At 33.9% G+C, this 884-nt stretch carries 1 protein-coding gene; it reads right to left on the minus strand.

The window, feature by feature from the left end:
• Positions 1 to 566: 566 nt before the first annotated feature.
• Positions 567 to 884 (minus strand): transposase family protein (locus WAE57_RS15780; RefSeq protein WP_337711303.1); only part of this gene is annotated, 318 nt, incomplete at its 5' end.

Genomic DNA, 884 nt, shown 5'->3' on the forward strand with positions numbered 1-884 from the left:
TGAATATTTTTATAAGCCTTATTAAAGGCCATTTTTTCTTTTAATTTAAAAATAAACAAAAACCAATCATTCATAAATAAATTTAAAAATCTATTACGCTAATTCATGGTTAAAAATATAATATAAAAATAAGACAATGGACTCATAATAATTACCCACCATCGTCTTATAACTTCTCCTCTATAACTATTCTCATTTATTGGAAAAACGTAAGTGAATGTACCATTAAACCAAGAATACATACAAAGAAAATAAGACATTGCTATTGCTAAAATGGAGCCCAGACTCAATACATTCATTAGATATTGAACATATATGCCTGCTAAAGCGAAAAAAGCGTACACTATAATGGTCCATATTTTATATTTATGAAGTATGAGGAGATATAATCCTTTCATCTTAATTCCCTATGAAAATTAGCATCGATATGAAAGATAAATATTTTTATATTAAATCTCTTTCATAAATCATGCACCGTACCGCGATCAGTGCATAAACTCAGAATTTGCTGAGTTTTATAATGAATGATGGCCTGTACTTTAAAGGTATGGGTCTTTTTCTTGCCACTATAGCTTTTCTTCTGTTTTTTTAGGCCTTTGAATTGGAATTTCTGTGGCATCCAGGATCACCACATTCCAGTCTATGCCTTCGCCTTCGGGCAAACTCTTCGGTAAATTAAACAGCTTGGACTGAAGCAGACAATCTTCAACATGACGTACAATTCTTGAGGCTGTAGGCTCTGAAACCCCGTAACTCGTAGCAATGTGAAATAAGGTTCGGTATTCCCGCCAATAGCTCAGACAGAGCAGAACCTGATCCTCCACACTTAACTTGGGTGGTCTGCCTTTAGCTGGAACATGCTTCTGCAATTGCTCAACCATTAA

The organism is Acinetobacter sp. NS-4, from assembly GCF_037402435.1.
Taxonomy (GTDB): domain Bacteria; phylum Pseudomonadota; class Gammaproteobacteria; order Pseudomonadales; family Moraxellaceae; genus Acinetobacter.